The sequence below is a fragment of the Nakamurella sp. genome (genome assembly GCF_048594475.1).
GTDB lineage: Bacteria > Actinomycetota > Actinomycetes > Mycobacteriales > Nakamurellaceae > Nakamurella.
Window position 1 is genome coordinate 1 of the sequence record NZ_JBMDXT010000585.1, and the last position, 5,482, is coordinate 5,482.

General features: G+C 71.2%; 8 protein-coding genes. 6 read left to right on the forward strand and 2 right to left on the reverse strand.

The annotated features are described in order from the left end of the window. The first annotated feature begins 3 nt into the window (after nt 1–3). From tpiA to ACOJUF_RS26085, 3 genes are all read left to right on the forward strand, one after another. Nucleotides 4–726, forward strand: a complete 723-nt coding sequence (gene tpiA, locus ACOJUF_RS26075; protein ID WP_420124722.1) for a triose-phosphate isomerase — start codon at nt 4–6, stop codon at nt 724–726. Nucleotides 727–794: 68 nt separating this feature from the next. Beyond that, nucleotides 795–1,031: a preprotein translocase subunit SecG gene (gene secG, locus ACOJUF_RS26080; protein WP_420124715.1), complete on the forward strand. Its 237-nt coding sequence runs from the start codon at nt 795–797 to the stop codon at nt 1,029–1,031. A gap of 27 nt (nt 1,032–1,058) precedes the next feature. Continuing rightward, entirely contained in the window at nt 1,059–1,406 is a 348-nt protein-coding gene (locus tag ACOJUF_RS26085) for an RNA polymerase-binding protein RbpA (RefSeq protein WP_420124716.1), read from the forward strand. Here the strand turns inward: ACOJUF_RS26085 and ACOJUF_RS26090 are convergent. After that, nucleotides 1,353–1,802, reverse strand: coding sequence for a DUF2809 domain-containing protein (locus tag ACOJUF_RS26090; RefSeq protein ID WP_420124717.1), 450 nt, complete (start codon nt 1,800–1,802; stop codon nt 1,353–1,355). The two genes, ACOJUF_RS26085 and ACOJUF_RS26090, sit on opposite strands and share 54 nt — an antisense overlap. Before the next feature lie 136 nt (nt 1,803–1,938). Between ACOJUF_RS26090 and ACOJUF_RS26095 the strand changes: the two genes are divergently transcribed. Continuing rightward, nucleotides 1,939–2,451 carry a hypothetical protein gene (locus tag ACOJUF_RS26095; protein WP_420124718.1) on the forward strand — a complete coding sequence of 171 codons (513 nt, stop codon included), beginning with the start codon at nt 1,939–1,941 and terminating at the stop codon, nt 2,449–2,451. A gap of 11 nt (nt 2,452–2,462) precedes the next feature. Here ACOJUF_RS26095 and ACOJUF_RS26100 read toward each other — a convergent pair whose 3' ends face one another. Then, nucleotides 2,463–3,047 carry an amino-acid N-acetyltransferase gene (locus ACOJUF_RS26100; RefSeq protein WP_420124719.1) on the reverse strand — a complete coding sequence of 195 codons (585 nt, stop codon included), beginning with the start codon at nt 3,045–3,047 and terminating at the stop codon, nt 2,463–2,465. Between the two features lie 67 nt (nt 3,048–3,114). On the opposite strand from ACOJUF_RS26100, the gene rimO reads away from it, so the two are divergent. Together rimO and pgsA are read left to right on the forward strand one after the other, a co-directional pair. Beyond that, a complete protein-coding gene (rimO, locus tag ACOJUF_RS26105; protein WP_420124720.1) occupies nt 3,115–4,581 on the forward strand; it encodes a 30S ribosomal protein S12 methylthiotransferase RimO in 1,467 nt (488 codons plus the stop codon). After that, on the forward strand, nt 4,578–5,168 hold the full coding sequence (gene pgsA / locus ACOJUF_RS26110) for a CDP-diacylglycerol--glycerol-3-phosphate 3-phosphatidyltransferase (protein WP_420124721.1): 591 nt from the start codon (nt 4,578–4,580) through the stop codon (nt 5,166–5,168). Before rimO ends, pgsA begins: the two co-directional genes overlap by 4 nt. The last annotated feature ends 314 nt before the right edge of the window (nt 5,169–5,482 follow it).

Below are 5,482 nucleotides of genomic sequence, written 5' to 3' on the forward strand. Positions count from 1 at the left end.
GGCATCGCCCTGGTCCAGAAGATCTCGTTCACCCTGCCGGAGAAGTACCTCAAGCACGTGGACGTGGCGGTCTTCCCGCCGTTCACCGCGCTGCGTTCGGTGCAGACCCTGATCGAGGCCGACAAGATCGGCTTCACCTACGGCGGGCAGGACCTGTCCCCGAACGATTCCGGCGCCTACACCGGCGACATCTCCGGCATCCAGCTGGCCAAGCTGGGCTGCACCTACGTGCTGGTCGGCCACTCCGAGCGCCGTGAGTACCACCAGGAGTCGGACGAACTGCTGGCCAAGAAGGTGGCCGCCGCCTACAAGCACGGCCTGATCCCGATGCTGTGCATCGGCGAGGGCCTGGAGGTCCGCGAGGCGGGCAACCAGGTCGAGCACTCCGTCGGTCAGGTCCTGGCCGGCCTCTCGCAGATCAGCGACGAGCAGGTCAAGTCGGTCGTGCTGGCCTACGAGCCGGTCTGGGCCATCGGCACCGGCCGGGTGGCCACCCCCGCGGACGCCCAGGAGGTGTGCGGCGCGATCCGGGCCGCACTGGCGGAGAAGTACGGCCAGGAGACCGCGGACGGTATCCGCATCCTGTACGGCGGCTCGGTCAAGTCGGGCAACGTCGCCGAGATCTGCGCGCAGCCGGACGTGGACGGCGCGCTCGTGGGTGGGGCGTCGCTGGACGGCACCGAGTTCGCCACGCTGGCCGCGAACGCCGTCGGGGTGTTGCCCTGACCCGGTCGCGAGCGCGACCGGGTTAGACTCGACCCGCCCGGTTCCACCCGTCCCACCGCAAGGCAGTCATGACCCTTTTCCTGCAGATTTTGCTCGTCATCACCAGCCTGGGGCTGATGGCGTTGATCCTGTTGCACCGTGGCAAGGGTGGTGGGCTGTCCTCGCTGTTCGGCGGGTCGATGCAGTCGTCGCTGTCCGGATCGTCGGTGGTGGAGAAGAACCTGGATCGGTTGACCCTGTTCGTGGCGGCCATCTGGGCGATCTCCATCGTCGGCGTCGGATTGTTGTTGAAGGTCGGGGCCTGAGCGGGATTCGCCGAAAGGGCGGTCGTCATGGCAGCAGGCAATCCGATCCGGGGTTCCCGGGTCGGCGCGGGCCGGATGGGCGAGGCCGACCGCGGGGAATCGGCGCCGCGGCAGCGGCTGAGCTTCTACTGCGCGAACGGGCACGTGACGGCGCTGGCGTTCGCGATGGACGCCGAGATCCCGGAGGTGTGGGACTGCCCGCGCTGCGGCTTTCCGGCCGGCCAGGACAGCGCCGCCCCGCCACCCGCCCCGCGGGTCGAGCCCTACAAGTCCCACCTGGCGTACGTGAAGGAACGGCGCAGCGACGCGGACGGTGAGGCGCTACTCGCCGAGGCGCTCGCCCGGATCGAGGGCAAGCGCACCCCTCGGATCTGACCGATCCGATCCGGTCGACCTGCGGACGGGGCGGCTGACGGCCGCGTCCACCAGGGCGGCCGTCGCCGCGCCGAGCGCGTAGGAGGCGATGTCGAGCCAGCCGAATCGCTCGCCCAGCACCAGGGAGACCACCGGCAGCTCCCGGGCCAGATCGGCCGGGATGCCGGTGAGCTGGAAGAACTCGACCGCCGTACTGAACGCGAAGGCGATCGTCGCCGGCCACCACGGCCGCAACCGGGGCCGGGCGATGGCGACCAGCAGGTAGACCAGCACCGTGTACAGGGCATCGGTGGCGATGTAGGCGGAGACCATCCGGACGCCGTGCAGCGCCAACCCGATCAGCACGACGACCGGGATCATCACGGCCAGGGCGATCCGGCGCCGACGAACATCCACGCCCGCACGGTAGCGGGCGGCCGGTGCCGCCTCGGTGAGCCCCGGACACCCCGCCCCCGGCGACGCGGCGAGGACCGCCGCCCCCGATCGGGGGAAAGTCCGGGCCGGGCCGGGCCGGATCGGCGATGATGCAGGGGTGAAGCGCCTTCTTGCCCTGATCGGTGTGCTCGCCGGCGCCGTGCTGTGCACGGCGTGCGGCTCCGGCGGGACCGGAGCGGCCACCGTGGTGAACGCCCCGAGCACCGTCACCGCCACCACGACCGTGGTCAAGACGGTGCGGTCGACCACCGAGGAGACCGTGACCACCACCGTCACGGCCGGCGCCGACGGGTACCCGCCGGCCGATTTCTACGACCACGGCAACGGCGTGTACTCGGCGTTCGAGACCAACCACGACTCGTTCGACTGCGCGGCCTCCGACAACCGCTGCTGGGGGGTCAAGGTGACCGCCCCGGCCGGCTGCCCGAACGGCGTCGCGCTCAAGCTGACGATCTATCCGGAGGGCCAGGACACGGCCGCGGCGACGGTCGAGCAGTCCGACTCGACCGCCCTGGCCCCGCAGGAGATCAAGACGATCATCGTCGGGTCGAGCAAGCTGCCGGACGACCAGCGGTACGAGGCCGAGATCACCGAGGCCGGCTGCGCCTGAGCCGGCCGCGGTCAGAGGTGCTTGAGCATCCGGGTGTTGCCCAGGGTGTTCGGCTTGACGAACGGCAGCTCCAGGAATTCGGCGACGCCGCGGTCGTAGGAGGCGCGCAGCTCGGCCTGCGCCTCCAGGGACAGGTTCAGCTCCTGGATCGGCTCGAAGCCCAGCGAGGAGAAGAACGGGACCTCGAAGGTCAGGACGAACAGCCGGTGCAGGCCCAGGTCGCGCGCGTGCGCGACGATCTCGGAGCACACCGCGTGCCCGACCCCGCGCCGGCGCGCCCGCGGATCGGTGGCGACGGTGCGGATCTCGCCGAGGTCCTCCCAGAAGACGTGCAGCGCGCCGCAGCCGACCACGTCACCGTCGAGCCGGGCGACCCAGAACTCGGTGACGTCCTCGTACAGATCGGCCAGCGTCTTCTCCAGCAGGATGGGGCCCGCGTACTCGTCGACCAGTCGCTTGATCCCGCGGACGTCCCCCACCCGGGCACGTTCGACGCGCACCTGACTCGCGATGCCGGGTCCGGGGGAGTCGCTCACGCCGCTAGACCCTAGTTGGCCGAGCCTGCGCGGCCACCATCGAGCCTGCGAGGCCACCATCGAGCACCGCAGGGGTGTCCGGGCCGGAGCGGCACGAGCCGGCGCCGCCAGCGACTAAGGTGGGGAAGTGTCCACAGGATCGACCTCGGCGGTCACCCGCGTGGGTCTGGTGACCCTGGGCTGCGCCCGCAACGACGTGGACTCCTCCGAGCTGGCCGGCCGGCTGCAGGGCGACGGGTACCAGCTCGTCGCCGACGACGACCGTCCGGACGTCATCGTGGTGAACACCTGCGCGTTCGTGGAGAGCGCGAAGAAGGACTCGATCGACGCGGTGCTGGCGGCGGCGGACACCGGGGCCAAGGTCGTCGCGGTCGGCTGCCTGGCCGAGCGGTACGGGCGTGAGCTGGCCGACGCGCTGCCGGAGGCGGACGCCGTCCTGGGCTTCGACGCGTACCCGCGGCTGGGCGCCCTCCTCGGTGACGTGGTGGCCGGGCACGCCCCCGCCTCGCACACGCCGACCGATCGCCGCACCCTGCTGCCGATCAGCCCGGTGGACCGGGCGGCGGCGACCGCGTCGGTCTCGGTCCCGGGAGTGTCGGCCCCCGGTGCCGGCGGGGCCGCCCCGCTGGGCGGACCGTTCGTGCCGCGGCTGCTGCTCGACTCCGGCCCGGTCGCCCCGTTGAAGATCGCGTCGGGCTGCGATCGGCGGTGCACGTTCTGCGCGATCCCGTCGTTCCGCGGGGCGTTCGTCTCCCGGCCGCCGGCGGAGATCCTGGCCGAGGCGGCCTGGTTGGTCGACCAGGGCGTCCGCGAGGTCGTGCTGGTCAGCGAGAACACCACGTCCTACGGCAAGGACCTGCCCGGCGACCGGCAGCTCGCCGACCTGCTGGCCGGACTGGCCCGGGTGCCGGGGCTGACCCGGGTGCGGCTGTCCTACCTGCAGCCGGCCGAGACCCGGCCGTGGTTGATCGAGGCGATCGCACAGCTGCCGCCGGTGGCCGACTACTTCGACATGTCGTTCCAACATTCGGCGCCCGCGGTGCTGCGGCGGATGCGCCGGTACGGGTCGACGGATTCGTTCCTGCACCTGGTGGACCAGATCCGGGACGCCGCGCCGGACGCCGGGATCCGGTCCAACGTCATCGTGGGCTTCCCCGGTGAGACCGAGGAGGACCTCGCCGAGCTCGAGCGCTTCCTGCTGACCGCCCGGCTCGATGCCGTCGGCGTGTTCGGCTACTCCGACGAGGACGGCACCGAGGCGCTGCGGCTGGACGGCAAGCACGGCCAGGACGTGATCGACGAGCGGGTGGAGCGCATCACCGAGCTGGTCGAGGAGCTCACGGCCCAGCGAGCCGAGGACCGCGTCGGCTCGTCGCTGATGGTGATGGTGGACCGGGTCGAGGACGGAATGGTCATCGGGCACGGCGACCACCAGGCACCCGAGGTCGACGGGGAGGTCCAGCTGACCGGCGCGGACGGGCTCGCCCCCGGGACGCTCGTCCGCTGCCTGGTCACCGGCAGCGACGGAGTGGACCTAGTGGCCGCCGTGGAGCCGGTGCCGACCGGCGGGGCCCGACCGGCCATGGCCCGATGACGGAGCGGCCGACGCCGAAGGTCTCCCTGGTCAACCTGCCGAACGCGTTGACCGTGCTCCGGCTGATCCTGGTCCCGGTGTTCCTGCTGGCGCTGTTCGCCGAGGGCGGCCACGACACCACGTGGCGGTGGATCGCCTGGGCGGTGTTCGCGCTGGCCGCGATCACCGACCGGTACGACGGCCATATCGCCCGCAAACGCGGGCAGGTCACCGATTTCGGGAAGATCGCCGACCCGATCGCCGACAAGGCGCTGACCGGGTCGGCGCTGATCGGGCTGTCCATGCTCGGCGACCTGGCCTGGTGGGTCACGGTGGTCATCCTGGTGCGGGAGATCGGCATCACCCTGCTGCGGCTGGCGGTGATCAGGTACGGGGTCATCGCGGCCAGCCCGGGCGGCAAGGCCAAGACCTTCGTCCAGATCATCGCGATCGGCCTGTACATCCTGCCGCTGCCGGCGTCGCTGCAGTGGGTCGCGATCGGCACCATGGGGCTGGCCGTGGTGCTGACCGTCGTCACCGGCATCGACTACTGCGTGCGCGCCGCCCTGCTGTACTCCCGGGCGCGGCGGACCGCCGGTCAGTCCTGACCCGGCCTGATGCCGCGGGTCCCCGCGAGGCAATGATTTCGTAACCGCCCGGTGATCCGGGTCGTGGAACATCGGCATGAGCGTGGGCGTTGAGCCCATTGGTGAAGAAGGAGTGTTGCCCGTCCCCGGTGGAGCAGCAGGCCAGCGGGGCGCAAGCGTTGCACGGTACCGTAGCAATCGACCGCAGAGAGGAGGTGCGACATGCTCCTGCGTAACGCTGTGGGGGAGACCCTGCGGGATGCCCGGACCCGGCAGAACCGGACGCTTCGTGACGTGTCGACCGCCGCGAACGTCTCCCTCGGCTATCTGTCGGA